This is a genomic window from Candidatus Devosia phytovorans, assembly GCA_029202405.1.
In the GTDB taxonomy this organism is placed as follows: domain Bacteria; phylum Pseudomonadota; class Alphaproteobacteria; order Rhizobiales; family Devosiaceae; genus Devosia; species Devosia phytovorans.
In genome coordinates this window covers 1,779,497-1,795,037 of record CP119312.1, presented here as the reverse complement: position 1 = coordinate 1,795,037, position 15,541 = coordinate 1,779,497, and the positions used below count along the sequence as shown (strand labels likewise).

The 15,541-nt window shown below is 61.8% G+C and carries 15 protein-coding genes and 1 tRNA gene; 9 read left to right on the top strand and 7 right to left on the bottom strand.

Features of this window, described 5'->3' with window-relative positions:
- Positions 1 to 80 precede the first annotated feature (80 nt).
- Positions 81 to 830 carry a Crp/Fnr family transcriptional regulator gene (locus P0Y65_08935; protein ID WEK06354.1) on the top strand — a complete coding sequence of 250 codons (750 nt, stop codon included), beginning with the start codon at positions 81 to 83 and terminating at the stop codon, positions 828 to 830.
- 97 nt (positions 831 to 927) lie between these two features.
- On the opposite strand, the gene P0Y65_08930 is transcribed toward P0Y65_08935, so the two are convergent.
- Positions 928 to 1,146 carry a hypothetical protein gene (locus tag P0Y65_08930; GenBank protein WEK06353.1) on the bottom strand — a complete coding sequence of 73 codons (219 nt, stop codon included), beginning with the start codon at positions 1,144 to 1,146 and terminating at the stop codon, positions 928 to 930.
- Between the two features lie 73 nt (positions 1,147 to 1,219).
- Between P0Y65_08930 and P0Y65_08925 the strand changes: the two genes are divergently transcribed.
- Both P0Y65_08925 and P0Y65_08920 read left to right on the top strand, forming a co-directional pair.
- Positions 1,220 to 1,293, top strand: a tRNA-Cys gene (locus P0Y65_08925).
- 162 nt (positions 1,294 to 1,455) lie between these two features.
- Positions 1,456 to 1,611, top strand: a complete 156-nt coding sequence (locus P0Y65_08920) for a hypothetical protein (GenBank protein ID WEK06352.1) — start codon at positions 1,456 to 1,458, stop codon at positions 1,609 to 1,611.
- Here the strand turns inward: P0Y65_08920 and P0Y65_08915 are convergent.
- On the bottom strand, positions 1,608 to 1,883 hold the full coding sequence (locus P0Y65_08915; GenBank protein WEK06351.1) for a hypothetical protein: 276 nt from the start codon (positions 1,881 to 1,883) through the stop codon (positions 1,608 to 1,610). The genes P0Y65_08920 and P0Y65_08915 overlap by 4 nt on opposite strands.
- 199 nt (positions 1,884 to 2,082) lie before the next feature.
- On the opposite strand from P0Y65_08915, the gene P0Y65_08910 reads away from it, so the two are divergent.
- From P0Y65_08910 to P0Y65_08900, 3 genes are all read left to right on the top strand, one after another.
- Positions 2,083 to 2,739 (top strand): protein-L-isoaspartate O-methyltransferase, encoded by a 657-nt coding sequence (locus P0Y65_08910; GenBank protein WEK06350.1) that lies wholly within the window; start codon positions 2,083 to 2,085, stop codon positions 2,737 to 2,739.
- Between the two features lie 132 nt (positions 2,740 to 2,871).
- Complete coding sequence (locus tag P0Y65_08905; GenBank protein ID WEK06349.1) at positions 2,872 to 4,236, top strand: TolC family outer membrane protein; 1,365 nt, start codon at positions 2,872 to 2,874, stop codon at positions 4,234 to 4,236.
- Between the two features lie 224 nt (positions 4,237 to 4,460).
- Positions 4,461 to 5,189 carry a DUF2497 domain-containing protein gene (locus P0Y65_08900; GenBank protein ID WEK06348.1) on the top strand — a complete coding sequence of 243 codons (729 nt, stop codon included), beginning with the start codon at positions 4,461 to 4,463 and terminating at the stop codon, positions 5,187 to 5,189.
- An 8-nt stretch (positions 5,190 to 5,197) separates the two neighbouring features.
- Here P0Y65_08900 and P0Y65_08895 read toward each other — a convergent pair whose 3' ends face one another.
- Positions 5,198 to 5,476, bottom strand: a complete 279-nt coding sequence (locus tag P0Y65_08895) for a hypothetical protein (protein ID WEK06347.1) — start codon at positions 5,474 to 5,476, stop codon at positions 5,198 to 5,200.
- Positions 5,477 to 5,632: 156 nt separating this feature from the next.
- On the opposite strand from P0Y65_08895, the gene P0Y65_08890 reads away from it, so the two are divergent.
- Both P0Y65_08890 and P0Y65_08885 read left to right on the top strand, forming a co-directional pair.
- Positions 5,633 to 8,389: a valine--tRNA ligase gene (locus P0Y65_08890; GenBank protein ID WEK06346.1), complete on the top strand. Its 2,757-nt coding sequence runs from the start codon at positions 5,633 to 5,635 to the stop codon at positions 8,387 to 8,389.
- Positions 8,390 to 8,551: 162 nt separating this feature from the next.
- Positions 8,552 to 9,559, top strand: a complete 1,008-nt coding sequence (locus P0Y65_08885) for a CorA family divalent cation transporter (GenBank protein ID WEK06345.1) — start codon at positions 8,552 to 8,554, stop codon at positions 9,557 to 9,559.
- 147 nt (positions 9,560 to 9,706) lie between these two features.
- On the opposite strand, the gene P0Y65_08880 is transcribed toward P0Y65_08885, so the two are convergent.
- Entirely contained in the window at positions 9,707 to 11,557 is a 1,851-nt protein-coding gene (locus P0Y65_08880) for an ABC transporter ATP-binding protein (protein ID WEK06344.1), read from the bottom strand.
- A 719-nt stretch (positions 11,558 to 12,276) separates the two neighbouring features.
- Here P0Y65_08880 and P0Y65_08875 point away from each other — a divergent pair.
- A complete protein-coding gene (locus P0Y65_08875; protein ID WEK06343.1) occupies positions 12,277 to 13,086 on the top strand; it encodes a tetratricopeptide repeat protein in 810 nt (269 codons plus the stop codon).
- 93 nt (positions 13,087 to 13,179) lie between these two features.
- On the opposite strand, the gene xth is transcribed toward P0Y65_08875, so the two are convergent.
- The 3 genes from xth to P0Y65_08860 are packed head-to-tail and all read right to left on the bottom strand — an operon-like array spanning position 13,180 to position 15,507.
- Positions 13,180 to 13,959: an exodeoxyribonuclease III gene (gene xth / locus P0Y65_08870; GenBank protein WEK06342.1), complete on the bottom strand. Its 780-nt coding sequence runs from the start codon at positions 13,957 to 13,959 to the stop codon at positions 13,180 to 13,182.
- A gap of 14 nt (positions 13,960 to 13,973) precedes the next feature.
- Positions 13,974 to 15,098: a serine hydrolase gene (locus P0Y65_08865; protein WEK06341.1), complete on the bottom strand. Its 1,125-nt coding sequence runs from the start codon at positions 15,096 to 15,098 to the stop codon at positions 13,974 to 13,976.
- A 58-nt stretch (positions 15,099 to 15,156) separates the two neighbouring features.
- Positions 15,157 to 15,507 carry an iron-sulfur cluster assembly accessory protein gene (locus P0Y65_08860; protein WEK06340.1) on the bottom strand — a complete coding sequence of 117 codons (351 nt, stop codon included), beginning with the start codon at positions 15,505 to 15,507 and terminating at the stop codon, positions 15,157 to 15,159.
- Positions 15,508 to 15,541: the final 34 nt, after the last annotated feature.

The window sequence follows — 15,541 nt, the reverse complement described above, 5'->3', positions numbered from 1 at the left end:
TGTTGCATCGCCCGCTGCCAATTATGCCGATTTGAACCCTGTTCGCCGTCGGGCGTTCTCCTCTGCACCGGAGATACCTCATGACCCTCGCTATCGACAGGTTGATCAGGCGCCTTGACGCCATTGGTCAGCTTGGACCCAATGATCGCCTCGCCCTGCAGTCGCTGCCGGTTCAATATGCCAGCTATCAGCGGCAGGATGTAATCATCGAGGAAGGAGCCGAGCCCACGACGGCTTGCCTCGTCATCGACGGCTTTGTCCATCGCTCCAAGCTCCTGCCCAATGGCCATCGGCAGATCTTCTCATTGCACATGCCGGGTGATCTTCCCGATCTGCATGGCCTTTACCTCAAGACCATGGACCATTCCCTGGTCGCCACTTCCGCCTGCAAGCTTGCCTTGATCCATCATTCGGCAATTCGCGGCCTGCTCAGGGCATCGGAATCGCTGACGGCGCTGCTGTGGCGGGACACCATTCTCGATTCAGCAGCCTTCCGCGCCTGGATGCTGATGATCGGTCAGGCCGAAGCAGATACCCGCATGGCCCACCTCTTCTGCGAACTCTATGTACGCGCCGATGCAGTTGGCCTTGTGAGCAATGATAGTTTTCCGCTTCCCGTCAGCCAGATCGACCTGGCCGACATGCTCGGCATTTCCGCCGTGCACGCCAATCGCACGCTGCAGGATATCCGTGGCGCCGGGCTGCTCAACTACGAAAAGGGCGTCGTCACCATCCTGCGCTGGGCCGAACTGCAGGAACTCGCCCAGTTCGATCCCCAATATCTGCATCTGCGCGACGACGATGAGGTGAAGTCGGTTGTCGGATTGTGATCAACAGGGCCGACTTTCTGTCGGCCTGTTCCAACCGTGAACCAGCGACCAGGCAATGGAGTGCGCAGGATTGGCGCGATACTATTTTGATATTGTCCTAAACGATCAATTGCGGTCGGACGAAGAGGGGCTCGATCTGGCCGATGAGCCCGCTGCCCGCCACGAAGCCGTTCAGACACTGGCTCAGATGGCTGCCGAGGAAATCCCGCGCGACGGACGCTTGGTCCTCGTAGTCTGCGTTGCCGACCAGCAGCGACGCCGCCTGTTCCGCGCCGCAGTGACTTTTGACATGAGCGGATAGCTCGAGGGCGGCCATTGACGCCTGTCCACGTCACCGCTTCAAGCTCCGCCTTGACAGGAAGCGGCAAACCCCTAGAAAGGCGGCGTGAGGCCTCGTGGCGGAGTGGTTACGCAGCGGATTGCAAATCCGTGTACTCCGGTTCAATTCCGGACGAGGCCTCCAGTTTCCCGACATTGCCACTTATCTCGACGGACGAGCCCTTTGCCTGTTTGCCTCGCTTTGGGCATGGTTGAGTGAGATTCGGCCTGGACTGCCCTGATTCTGAGGAGAATTCCGATTCCTGCCGATACACTCACACTCATTGGTCTCGGGGTCGGCGCCATAGTGGTCGTCTGGCTAGTCTTTTCGGTCCTCAAGAAGGTGATCGGCTTTGTCTTCCTGCTTGGGGTGATCGGCGGCGGCATCTATCTCTGGTACAATCCAGCCATGCTGCACAATATAACTGTCTATATCACCCGACTGGTCGGCGGCTGGTCTTAGCCAGCCATCCTCGCTGCATGGCGATCCGGTCGGCTGCTTCCGATGCGTCGCAGCATGGTCTCTACCAGACTTTCGTAGGCAGCGATCAGCTGCGCCGCCGCTGGCGCATTCCGCGGCTGGGATAATGCCAGCGCCTCAAGAGCATGCACCTCGTCGCGCAAGAGGCGTACAATCTCATTGGGCCTCTTTGACAGCACCGCCACGCCGCGCCAGTTGGCAAGGCTCCGTCGCGATATCTCTATCTCTTCTGATCCGTTGAAACCCGTGGTCATCGACGTGCTCCTTCAGAGGATCAACGCCATGCACCACGCCCCGTTTCGGCGCTTTCCCCGGCGTAGTTAACGCGGAGCTAGCGGCCTTTCGAAGCTTTTAGAGGCTGCACTGGAACGATTTGGCCCAAGTTCAAGTCTTGCCAGCGCATCGGGCGATGGATAATCACCTCGGGCACAACGCGAGCAGGGCATCCAACCAATGATCGACTTCGATCGGGCACGTCAGATCATGGTCGATGGGCAGCTCCGCGCCGGCGGTGTCTTTGAGACGCGCCTCATTTCCGAAATGGGTCGCCTGCCGCGCGAACGCTTTGTGCCTGAAGCGCGCCGCGACCTGGCCTATGTCGATGATCTCCACTGGTTCGACCGGCCCCCCGCCGGGCGCTTCATGCCGGCGCCGGCCATCCTTGCCAAACTCATCCAGCTCGCTGAAATCGCGCCCAGTGATGATGTCCTCGATATCGGCGCTACCACTGGCTATGCCACCGCCGTGATGGCCGGGCTCGCCGCATCGGTAACCGGCCTTGAACCTGATGCGGGCCTGGCAGAGCGCGCTACAGCCAATTTGGCAGTGCAACAGATCGGCAATGCACGCGTGATTTCAGGCGGGTTAGAGAAATTTTCCCCATCTGCCTTCGATGTCATCATGGCGGAAGGGATGATTGATACTGTCCCCCCGCTCTGGCTGCATCTGCTGCGCCCCGGCGGGCGGATCGTCGCTCTCTTGCGCAATGGCCCGATCGGTACGGCCCATGTCTATGTCAGCGCAGACGGTAAAGTTACGCAGCGGTCGACGTTTAATGCATCGCTGCCGCTTTTGCCGGGGCATGAAGTGGTCAAGGAATTCGAGCTCTGAAGCACAGTCAAAGTGTTGCTTTCCGAGCACAATGGTAAATGAACTGCGCATTAAAGTTTAGCAGTTAATGCTGCGGCAGGTTGTGGAAAACGCCGGTCGCGCTTAGGATTGTAAGGTATTTGGAGTCGGGCAATGGGTTTTCGCGTAAATTTGGTCGCCAGTGCATTGGCGCTCACTCTGGCATCCGTGTCTGTTGGCGGGGCTCATGCCCAGTCGATCACCCAGGCACTGACCCAGGCGTATGATCATGCTCCTGACCTGCAGGCGGCCTTGCTCGATGCCAAGATCGCTGCCGAGGACGTTGCCCTGGCCAATGCCGGCAAGCGCCCGACGGTCGGTGCCACCTTCGGTGGTGACCAGTCACTGCTGCTGACCCCGGAAGGGACTTGGGTCGATGGCGGCGCTGCCTTCACCGCGGGCCTTGGCTACAACCAGACCATTTTTGACAATTACCGGACCGATGCGGAAATCGAGGGCGCCCGTGCGGCGGCCGAAGCCGCCGAGCATGGTATCCGCACCACCGAGCAGACCGTCCTGCTCGATGTTGTCAGCGCCTATATGGATGTGCTGAGCGGTCGCCAGCTTCTGGCCCTGCGCCAGGAAAACATGGAATTCTACCGCGCCCAGCTGCAGTCGGCGCAGGATCGGCTCGATGTGGGCGAGGGTACCCGTATCGACGTCGCCCAGGCTGAAGCGCGCCTGGCGTCAGGTGACGCCACCTATCGTGCCGCCCAGGCCAGCCTCGAAATTGCCCAGGCCACTTTCCAGCGCCTCGTCGGCGCTCTGCCGGGCAACCTCGACTCCTCGCACAATTTTGCCCGCCTGATTCCGGCAAACCTTCAGACCGCCATTGCCGAGGCCGAAGCCGGTCACCCGGCGATCCTCCAGGCCAAGGCAGCCATTCGCGCGGCCCAGGCAGGCTCCGATGCTGCCTCCGCCGCCGGTGGTCCGACGGCCTCTGTCGAGGGCAGTGTCGGCACCGGCTACAACACCCTGACCGGCGGCACGGGCCTCTCGGCTTCGGTTGGCTTCACCATCACCGTGCCGATCTACGCAGGTGGTGCCATCGGTGCAGGCGTCCGTCGCGCCAACATCAACCAGATCCGCTCCGAAGTGACGGCCATGTCGTCCTATGACCAGATCCGCGAGGCGGTCATTGCCGCCTGGGCTGGTATCCAGAGCGCGGACGCACAGATTTCCGCTGCCAATGCCGGCGTCTCCGCCAGCCGCACCGTGCTGGATGGCATCATCCAGGAACGCGACCTGGGCACGCGCACCACGCTCGATGTGCTGGATTCACAGGCCGAACTGACCACAGCGCGTGAAGCGCTGATCACCGCATCCTCCAACAAGGTGATCGCCACCTTCTCGCTGCTCTCAGCCATGGGCCACCTGACAGCGCGGGATCTGGGCCTGCCGGTGCAGATCAAGTCGGCCGTGCGCTACAACCAGGCTGTCGAAGACGTCTGGCAGGAGTTGCGCACCGTCGCCGAATAGGCTTCAAACACCAAGAACCATCCTTTGTGGCCGGGCAATGCCCGGCCACAAGTTTTAGTGGAAGAAGCAGAGTGCAGGCTTATGGGTGATTCCCCATTGCCGCTCCTGCCGCTAAGGTGTTGGTAACGAATCGGGTGAGTGGCACTTCGCGGAAGGTGCATTCCGGTTTGGGCGCGCATGAGTATGAGGCACTGATGAACAAGCCGGCACCCAAAGAACCATCAATGGATGAAATTCTGTCGTCCATCCGGCAGATCATCGCCGATGACGATGCAGCAGGTGCGCCGCGTCGGCCCTCCATGCAGTCCGCCGCGCCTCCCATGCAGGCGACCCCGGCCGCCAATCCGCTGGATCGTGACCTCAGCGACATGCTTGACGACATCGAGCCGCTGGCCCTGTCGCCGTCGCAGATCGTCGACAAGGACGATGACGATATCGGTGGCTTCAGCTTCGATTCCATCCTCGCCGACACCACCAGCGCCGACGAGCCCATGGCTGCATCGCCCAAGCTGGTTGAAGCCGAAGACATTGCCTTCGACATCAGCGAGCCCGAAGAGGAGGAAGAAGAAGACCTTCCTTCCTTCGATCCGCCGCCCCTGTCGGTCGTTGAACCCGAGCCAGAGCCGGAACCCGTTTTTGCCGCAGCCCCTGCGGCGGAGCCCGTGTTCACGCCGCCGCCCCAGCCGTCAGTGTCGCAGGCTGCGCCGCTGCCCGATCCGACGCTTTCTGCCAGCATGGCCGACCAGTTGCTCGAGCCGGCCACCCAGGCTGCCGTGCGTGGTTCGATCAGCAAGCTCAACAACCTCGGCCTGGGCAATACCGGCGCCACCATCGAGTCGCTAATGCGAGACATGCTCCGTCCCATGCTCAAGGAATGGCTGGACGAGAACCTGCCATCCGTTGTCGAGCGCATGGTGGAAAAGGAAATCGCCCGCGTCTCGCGCGGCGAATAGGCCAATCCCTATCGTGGGATGACAATCTTCGGCGGCTCGTAACGCGGAAGATTGTCGAACCGTCGCTGCAGGTCCAGCTGATGTTGTTTCATCTGCAGCATCTGGATATCCATCTCTATACTCCGGATCCGCGCATCCTGCGATGCCTGCTGCTGCAGGCAGATGACGCGCAGCCGGTTCGCCTCGATCTCCTCGACGCTGTCGCCCGGCACCGCAGCCGGGCAGGCGGCCATGGCCGGCGCCCCGGCGAGCAAAACCATCATCGCTGCGCCAAATATACGCTTCATCGCTGCCTCCGTGCCGAGCCTTGTCGATAGTCTAACGCATGTGTTGCCTGCTGGCTCCCCTGTTGACCACGCTCCTCGCATTTGATTGAAGTCAGCCAACTTCTTTTCGCCCTGCCAAGGCTGTCCTTGTCGGGCGCTTTCCGTTGTGAGTGACCTATGCTTGAAAAGTCCTATGAGCCGAGCGCCGTCGAGGACCGCGTCTATGCCGAATGGCTCAAGGCCAATGCCTTTGCCGCCGGGGCAGGGGCTGCGCCTGGCGCCGAGACCTTCACCATCGTCATTCCGCCGCCCAACGTCACCGGCTCGCTCCATATCGGCCATGCGCTGAACAACACGATCCAGGACATCCTGATCCGCTTCAACCGCATGCTGAAAAAGGACGTGCTCTGGCAGCCGGGTACCGACCACGCCGGCATCGCCACCCAGATGATCGTCGAGCGCCAGCTGGCCGAGCGTCAGCAGCCCGGTCGCCGCGACATGGGCCGTGAAAAGTTTGTGGAGCGTGTCTGGGACTGGAAGGCCGAAAGCGGCGGCACCATCATGAACCAGCTCAAACGCCTTGGCGCCTCGGCTGACTTCAGCCGCGAACGCTTCACCATGGGTGAAAACGGCGCGCCTGATGACCAGATGGTCCAGGCCGTCATCAAGGTCTTCGTCGAGCTGCACAAGCGCGGGTTGATCTATCGCGCCAAGCGGCTGGTCAACTGGCATCCCGGCCTCGAAACCGCCATCTCCGACCTCGAAGTCGAAAACATCGAGATCAAGGGCCACATGTGGCACCTGCGCTATCCCCTGGCCGATGGCGTGACCTATGATTTTCCGATCAAGGACGAAGAGGGCAATGTCACGGGCCACGAGACCCGCGACTATATCATGGTCGCCACCACCCGCCCCGAAACCATGCTGGGCGACTCTGGCATTGCCGTGCACCCAGAAGACGAGCGCTATGCATCGCTGGTCGGCAAGTTCGTCGACCTGCCGCTGGTCGGCCGCCGCATCCCGGTGGTCGCCGATGAATACGCCGACCCGACCCTGGGGACAGGCGCCGTCAAGATCACGCCCGCGCACGATTTCAACGACTTCGAGGTCGGCGTCCGCAACAATCTCGACCAGATCAACGTCTTCACCACCAACGGTTCCATAATCTCGGACGACTTCATCCCAGCTGCCTATCGTGGCCTCGACCGCTTTGCCGCGCGCAAGGCCATCGTCGCCGACATGACGGCTCTCGCCGAAGACAACGAGACCCGCGGCCTCGACCATATTGAAGACAAGAAGATCATGGTCCCCCATGACGAGAAGTCCAAGCTCGTCGTCATCGAGCCTTTCCTGACCGACCAGTGGTGGGTCAAGGCCGATGTCCTCGCCCAGCCGGCGCTCGCTGCCGTGCGCGAGGGCCGCACCAAATTCGTGCCCCAGCAATACGAAAACACCTATTTCGCCTGGCTGGAAAACATCAAGCCCTGGTGCATTTCGCGCCAGCTCTGGTGGGGTCACCAGATCCCGGCCTGGTATGGCCCGGACAACCACGCCTTCGTCGCCTATGACGAGGCCGAGGCCCAGGCGCAGGCCGACGCGCACTATGGCCAGCCCACGCCGATCAAGCGCGACGAAGACGTGCTCGACACCTGGTTCTCCTCGGCCCTCTGGCCCTTCTCGACCCTGGGTTGGCCCGAGGATACGGCCGAGTTGCGCCGCTATTACCCGACCGACGTCCTCGTCACCGGCTTTGACATCATCTTCTTCTGGGTCGCCCGCATGATGATGATGGGCCTCGAATTCCTCGACGAGGAGCCCTTCCACACGGTCTACATGCATGCCCTGGTTCGCGACGAAAAGGGCCAGAAGATGAGCAAGACCAAGGGCAATGTCATCGACCCGCTGCAGCTCATCGACCAGTATGGCGCCGATGCGACGCGCTTCACCCTTGCCGCCATGGCTGCGCAGGGCCGTGACTTGAAACTCTCGATCCAGCGTGTGGAAGGCTATCGCAACTTCGTCACGAAAATCTGGAATGCCGCGCGCTTCCTCGAGATGAACGAATGCCGTCGGGTGGATGGCTACGACCCCAAAGCCAACAAGCTGCCGCTCAACCGCTGGATCGTTGGCGCCGTGTCGCGCGCCGCTGCGGCCACCACCCAGGGCATCGTCGACTACAAGTTCAACGAAGCCGCCAATTCGATCTACGACTTCACCTGGGGCACCTTCTGCGACTGGTATGTCGAATTTGCCAAGCCCGTCTTCATGGGCGAGGACGAGGCGGCCAAGGCCGAGACCCGCGCTACGGCAGCCTGGGCGCTCGATCAGATCCTGACCGTGCTGCATCCCTTCATGCCCTTCGTCACCGAAGAGCTCTGGGCCGAGACCGGCAAGTTCGGCGCGCCGCGCCAGAACATGCTGATCCTGACCGAATGGCCGGATCTGGCTGGCCTCGAAGATGCCGAGGCCGATGCCGAGCTCAACTGGCTGATCGATGTCATTACCAATGTGCGCTCGGTGCGCAGCGAGATGAACGTCCCCGCCGGCGCCAAGCTGCCGATCTTCGTGGTCGGGGCAGGGGAGGAAACCCTTCGTCGCCTCGTCGCCGGCACTTCGCTGATCACCCGCCTGGCACGCCTCGAACAGATCACCCCCACCAATGTGGTCCCCGGTGAATCCGCGCAATTCGTGGTCGGCGAAGCCACCTGGGCCCTGCCGCTGGCTGGCGTGATCGACATTGCCGTCGAAAAGGCTCGCCTCGAAAAGGAAGTGGTCAAGCTCGACGCCGAGATCGCCCAAATCGACAAGAAGCTCGGCAACGAGCAGTTTGTCGCCAAGGCACCCGAGGAAGTGATCGAGGAGCAGAAGGCCCGTCGTGAAGCTGCCATCGAGCGGCGTCACCACATCCTCGAAGCCCTCAAGCGCCTGAGCTAGGACGACCACGCCAACGCGTTTCCAGCAAATTGGCCGCCGGTTTTGTGGTTCGGAAACGTGAGCAACACGAAACCGGGAACCTCTGCTTCACTCAAAGCAGGGTTCCCGCTTTCGCCAGATCACGGCCAGCGCTAGATTGTGCTTCTTCCCAAGGGATCGAGCATGGACGATATCGCACACCAGCCCACCGACCGCGCCAAGCGCAATGGCATGGTGGGCCTCGGCACCATTCTGGTTTTTGATGGCAAGGGTGGCGTCACCCGGCACGAAAACAGCGCCGAACATCCCATAATTCCGGCCAAGGGCTTCAAGCTCGTCGCCGGCAATTCCAAATCCCCCGATTTCAAGGTCTGGCTACGCGAGGAACTCGGCCCCTTTTATGCCGACATGCTGACCGCGCCCACCACCCGCGCCCGCTGCACCATCATGGAAGACAAGGCCCTGGTCATGCTGCGCGTTGTCCGTCCCAGCGCCGCGCCCGATGATCTGGGCCGCCAGCTGCTGACGCTCTGGCTGGAGAAGGGCCGCGTCATCATTGCCTCCGAGCTCAATGTCGTCGATTTCCTCGGCCTCGCCCGCTGGGAAGTCTCCAACTATGCCCCCGTTTCCCCCGCCGACCTCGTCGCCCGCCTTGGTCTGCGTGCTGCCGACCGGCTTGAACCCCTGCTCGAAATGCTTGGCGACAAGCTCGACGAGATCGAGGAAACGCTAATCACCCGCCAGACCGAAAAGGCCCAGGACCGGCTCGAACACCTGCGCCGCACGCTGATCAACTTCCGCCGCCTCGTCTGGCCGCAGCGCGACGTGCTCAATACGCTCGAAATCGAGGATCTGTCTTTTTTCACCGAAAAGGACCGCCTCCGCCTGCGTGAGGCCGCGGCGCGATCGTCCCGCATCGGCGACGAGTTGCAGGCCCTGTCCGAACGCGCTGTGCTCGTCCGTGAGCAGATCATGGACGAGCGCGCCGAAAAGCTGAACCGGACGATGTTGCTGCTGGCCGCCGTCACCGTGGTCTTTATGCCGCTGACCCTGATCACCGGCGTTCTCGGCATCAATGTCAGCGGCATTCCCTTCGCCGACAGTCCCCACGCCTTCTGGAGCGTCTGCATTGGCCTCACCATGCTTTCGCTCGGCATCGTCTGGTGGATGCGGAAGAAACATTGGCTCTGAGTAAGAATACCCCCACCTATCCTCCCCCTGAAAAGGGGGAGGGACCGTTCGGCGTATGGGGTGAGATAGGGCCATAAACTCGGTCTGTCCCTCCCCCTATCAGGGGGAGGTTAGGAGGGGGTACCCCACACAGACGCATCTTCGCCTCTAAATCCGCCCCTGCACCCGATGGAGCCCGGCATAAACCCCGTCCTGCGCCATCAACGCCTCATGCGTGCCTTCCTCACCGATCCCTTCCGGCGTCAGCACCAAAATCCGATCCGCATGCCGCACCGTCGACAACCGATGGGCAATGACAATCGTCGTCCTTCCCTTCGCCAGCGTCAGCAGCGCCTGCTGCACCGCTCTTTCGCTCTCATTGTCCAGCGCGCTGGTCGCCTCGTCAAAGATCAGCACGGCCGGATTTTTGAGAAAGGCGCGAGCAATGGTCAGACGTTGCTTCTGTCCGCCCGAAAGCTTGACCCCGCGCTGCCCGATATTGGACTGGTAGCCTTCTGGCAGGCCCAGGATGAACTCATGCGCATTGGCCGCCCTGGCCGCCGCGACGAGGTCTTCGTCGGTCGCATCCGGCCGCCCATAGCGCAGGTTCTCCTCCACCGTGCCGCTGAACAGATAGACATCCTGCTGCACCACGCCGACGCTGCGCCGCAGCGAGGCAAGTGTCACATCGCGCACATCCATGCCATCCAGGGTGATGCTGCCGCCGGTCACGTCGTAGAAGCGCGGAATCAGCGCACAGAGCGTGCTCTTGCCCACGCCCGACGAGCCGACCAGCGCCACGAACTCTCCCTGCCTGATATCGAGAGAAAGCCTCTCGAACACCGCTCCGTGCCCTTCGCCGTAGGAAAAACCGACATCGCGGAAGCTGATGGCGCCCTTCACCTGCCCGATATCCCGGGCATGCGGTGCATCGGCAATGTCGGGCTCTTCCTCCAGCAGCTCCATACAACGAACAAAGCCTGTGGCGCCCTCCTGCCAGAGGCGAATGAAGTTATCCAGCCGCCGGATCGGGTCGACCAGCACACCCACGCAGAGCAGCGCCGTCAGCATGTCGGCCACTGACAGGTCCGCCGTCAGGATACGCATCGCGCCCACCACGATGACGAGGATCGTCACCAGCTGCGAAAATCCATCCATGCCGACCCAGAGCAGGGCCTCGCTGCGGTAGCCCGCCGTGCGGCTGCGGAAAAAGTTCTGGTTCTCCACTTCGAACCGCCGCACCTCCTCGGCCTCGTTGGCAAAGCTCTGCACCACGCGGACACCACCCAGCGCATCCTCCACCCGCTCATTGACCGCCGCGATCCGCTCCTTGCTGGCGCGGAGGGCAACGGCCATGTGGCGGTTGAAATAGCGGGCATAGGCCACGGCGAAGGGCACCAGCAGCATGACCAGCAGGGCCAGCACTGGATCGATCAGCAGCAGTACCACCATCGCTCCACCGAACTTCAGCAGGCTTATGGCGATGTCCTCCGGCCCGTGGTGAAACAACTCGCCCAGCCACAGCGAGTCATTGCTGATCCGGCTCATCAACTGGCCGACCCGCTGCCGGTCATAAAAGCCGAAGCTGAGTTTCTGGCAGTGTTCGAACAGTTCCTTGCGCACATCGGCTTCGATGCGCGCGCCCATCACATGGCCCTGGTAATCCACGAAATAGGTCGCCAGCGACTGCACAAGGAATACGGCCAGCATCACCGCGCCCATGATGAGGATTTGCCACAACCCATTGTCGGCTTGGGCAAGTTCGGGCAGGCGGGTGGTGATATAGCCGGCGCAGAGCGGCAAGGCGATTGCTGTGGCCGCAACCAGAATGGCGCAGGCGAGGTCCGCCAGCAGCAGCGGCACATAGGGCCGGTAGTAGCCGAGGAATTTGTGCGCCCGCGCCGCATTGCGCGCGGAATCGCCGTCCCGGCTTCGGGTCAGTCTCGAAACGAGCTTGAAAAGAAAGTGGCTACGGCTCGCGTCTTGGCGCTGCTCCTGCCACGGTTTGTGCGATTGCATGAGAAATCATGTCCTGTTGAATTTTTGCTCCTTCCACTGCGGACAGGGTTTTCATGGTCGCACTCCTCGTTTGGCGTCTGTGCACTATGTCGATCACCGCATCGTGAAACAAGCCATCGCAGCACACGAGACAGCCGACGTGGCTTTTGCGCACCACCAGCACCTCTGTGGAGATACGGTGGAAAACTCGGCGCCTCACCGCACCAACCCGGGTTCATCGAGCCTTGGGATACGGCAAATAGACGGGACAGCCAGTTCAATCTCTCGGCGACGGTTACAGCGCTGATACCAGCAACCGCAGCAGCTCTGTGACGATTCAGCAACAACGTCACCGAATCCCATTTCGACCGATCCCAAGCAACCATTTGGCGATGTTTGTCGCCACAATCTCCCCGTAAACGAGAGGGCATAGGCATCTGGGGGCGGATGACTGTGAGCAGTGTGGACAAGTCCGCTCTGGTTACACGTTTGTCTCCCCTCCGTAGTCAAGGTCCGGCCGTTCGAGCTTGCTCGTGCGACCAACGGTGAAGCAACGAAGTGCTGAATCCTTGGCGGCGCCACGCCGCCGGCGGATTCCGGTCACAAACGAAGTTTACCGAAAGATTAACACCTCCTGTCCCCGGTAATCCGCCTCGGGCATGGTTGAAACAGGCGAGTGCTGGGCCAGAAACGGCCCTGAACATGGTACGCCCGCAAGAAAGCGGGCAAGAAGGAGCAAGATGCGGACATTTAGGGACTATTCCCTGATCTCCGTGACAACGGCAGCTATTCTGACGCTCGCTGCGTCGGTCCTGCCCGTGCACGCCCAGACGGCAGCCGATGCTGCTCTCGACATGGCCAATATGCTCGATGGAGCAGGCGGGGGCGTGTCGGGTGACGACCTGCTCGCCGCGCTCGAAGATGCGGCCGACGCCGGCCAGCCCATGGCCATGTGGCAGTTGGGCACCATGTATGAGAATGGCGAGGGCGTGACGCGTGATCCGGCAAAGGCCTTCGGCTATTTTGCCCAGATCGCCAACCAGCACGCTGATGCGGCCCCCAAGGGCGTCGAGGCCGATATCGTGGCCCAGTCCTTCGTCAAGGTTGGCGAATATTATCGTGAAGGCGTGCCAGACGCCGGCATCCCCGTCGACATGGAACGCTCCAAGGCGCTGCTGCTGCATGCCGCGACCTATTTCGGCGACGCCGATGCGCAGTATCGCGTGGGCCTGCTCTACATGAGCGCCGATGGCCTCGGCGTGAACCCGCTGCAAAGCGCCCGCTGGTTCTCGCTCGCCGCGCGCAAGGGCAATTGCCCGGCCCAGGCCCAACTCGGCGACCTGCTGTTCAACGGCGTTGCCGGTGTCGAGCCGCAGCCCGTCGAGGGCCTGATGTGGCTGATCGTGTCCCACAACCGCTGCGCCGCCACCGCCGACGCCAGCTGGATCGACGAAAAGCTCAACAAGGCCATCGCCATGGCCAAGCCCGAACAGACTACCGAAGCCTATTCGCTTGCGGATACCATCACCCCGCAATTCGCTGGCTTCTGAGCGGCCGCTACGCGGCAAAAACGCGCCAGTGGCGCGTTTTTAGCTCGGAAGGCCACGAGGGCTACGCCCGAGCGGCGGGGGTTCTTACGCTCTTCAGAAACTGAACCGCCCTTCGACCGGCACGTGGTCGCTCGGCTTGTCCCAGCCGCGCACATCCTTGTGCACGGTAACATCCTCCAGCCGATCCGCCGCCTGTGGCGACAGCAGCAGGTGGTCGATGCGGATACCGGCATTGCGCCGCCAGGCACCCGCCTGAAAATCCCAGAATGTATAGGCCGCTTCCGAGGTCGTGGCGCGCAGTGCGTCAGTCAGGCCGAGGTTGACCAGCGTGCGCCAGCGTTCCTGGCTCTCGGGCCGGAACAGCGCATCCCCCCACCAGGCCTGCGGATCATGCGCATCGATCGGGGCGGGAATGATGTTGAAATCGCCGAGCAGCACAAAGGCCTCCTCCAGCGCCAGCCGGTCCTCGACATAGCTCTCCAGCCGCCGCATCCAGTTGAGCTTGTAGGGAAATTTTTCCGTATCCACCGGGTTACCATTGGGCAGGTAGATGCCACAGACGCGGATCGCTCCGCTCTCGGTCGAAAACACGCCCTCGATCAGCCGCGCCTGCTCATCGGCGTCATCGCCCGGCAACCCGCGCGACACTTCGTCGAAGGGCAGCAGCGAGAGGATCGCCACACCATTCCAGCTCTTTTGCCCATGCGTCTCGATATTATAGCCCAGCGCCTCGATCTCGGCCCGCGGAAACCCCTCGTCGACGGTCTTGATCTCCTGCAGCACCACGATGTCCGGCTTCTCCTGCGCCAGCCACGTCACCAACAGCTCGATACGGGCCTTGATGCCATTGATGTTCCAGGTGGCGATACGCATGGGTCGAATCTCCGTCAGTACGCGTTTCGGCGAGGCAGGAAGTCCGCATAGATGGCGTTTCGCACATTACGCGGAAACATCCCGAGGCAGCCTTCCTGGGCCGTGTTGCTCATCGAGACCATTATCAGTTCGCTGGCCGGGTCCACCAGCCAGGAATGGCCATATACCCCGCCCCAATTGACGCTGCCTCTCGACTCCGGCGTATTTGCCGCTGCAGGGTCGTCGACCACGGCGCCCAGATAGCCAAAACGCAGTCCGGCATCGTCACGCGGTAGATCACCGATCTGGTTGCTCATGGCCGCCGCGACCAGGGCAGGGGAAAGAACCCCGCCACCGCCCGTTCGCAAGGCCTCCAGCAGTTTGAGGATGTCGCTGCCCGTACCTACCATGCCCGCGCCGCCGGATTGAAAGGCCTTGGCGTTGAACAGCCGAACAGGCGAAAATACCGTTGTGTCGCCAGTCTCGGTGACGATGGTCTGGTGGTCCAGCATGCGGGTCGGCTCAGGCACCCCGTCAGCATAGGGAGGCGCCAGTCGGGTAAGGTCGGACACTTCGAACCCGGTGTCGCCCATGCCGAGCGGTCCGGTCACATGGCGGCGTGCCGCTTCACCGAGGCTCCCGCCTCCGATTGCCGCAAGCACTGCACCGAGCACGTCGGTGGCAACGGAATAGGTCCATCCCCCGCCTGGCGCGAAGAGTAGCGGCTGATTCGCGATGCGTGTGAGGTTTTCCGCGTGATCGAACTCGGTATCCTGCATGCCCGTCGTAATGCTCGGATCATCCGGATAGCGGTAGCTCAGTCCCGCTGTATGCGTCAGTAGTTGCGCGATGGTGATTTTGGCCACGCTGCCATCGCCGAGCCTGGGCTGAAAATACGGCAGGTAGTCGGCGATCAGGTCGCTCAGCCGCAGCATGCCCTTGTCCACCATCGCAAGCGCAGTGGTCGCGACAATGGGTTTGGTGACCGACGCCAGCCTGTAGATCGCGTTCACGGGCATGGCAGTGCCGGCCTCGCGGTCAAAATATCCGGCTGAGCGCCGATAGACCACCTCACCGCCGATCGCGGCGATGACTTCCGTCCCCACAATGCTTTTGTTGTCTATGGCGTTTTCGATAACGCGATCAACGAGCTTCGACATGCTTGCCCTCTCGAAGGACAACTATGCGAAGTCGCGACAGATTCAGCAAGCTACCGAGTTAGACCGCAAAGCTCGTGCCGCAACCACAGGACGCGACGGCGTTTGGATTCTTGATCTGGAAGGCCTGGCCGATCAGGTCGTCGACAAAATCGATCTCGGCACCGCCCATGAATTCCAGACTCATTGCGTCAATGAGAACCGTTGCATCGCCCTTGGACAGAACGATATCGTCGCTGGCCGGCTTTTCCTGTACGAGGTTGTATTCATACTGAAATCCGGAGCAGCCGCCGCCCGCCACCGAAATCCGCAAGACCGTGCCTTCCGGCTCCTTGGCGAGAATGCGCGACACGCGCTTGGCAGCGCGGTCGGTCAGCACGACTTCGGGTGTGGCGAGAGCAGTGGCGGTCATGTCAGTTCCAAGCCGTAATGTCATAACGGTCAGG